We start from the raw sequence: 316 nt of genomic DNA on the forward strand, positions 1-316 counted from the left end.
CGTATGGCGTCACGAACTGAGGGCTGATCAGTCGGACCTGATGGCCAAGCGCCGTGAGCACGCGAGCCCAATAGTGGGCCCCGTTGGAAGCTTCCATGCCGACCAGGCAGGCCGGTAAATTGGCGAAAAAGCCGGCCACCGCATCGCGACGCAACCTCTTTCGTACAACGACCTTCCCGTGGTTGTCGACGCCGTGAACTTCGAAGACATACTTCGCCAGATCTAGACCTATCCGAACGACCTGCATGATATCCTCCTTCACTGCAGTTGACGCTCAAGATTCCACCGCGGCGAGGGCGGGGTCCATACCATTGGC

The 316-nt window shown here is 59.2% G+C and carries 1 pseudogene; it reads right to left on the reverse strand.

What is annotated here, in order from left to right:
- A pseudogene (locus AC5ZFO_RS48405) lies at positions 1–247 on the reverse strand (IS110 family transposase); the annotation flags it as partial.
- Positions 248–316 lie beyond the last annotated feature (69 nt).

The organism is Bradyrhizobium sp. Unk1 (genome assembly GCF_059512345.1).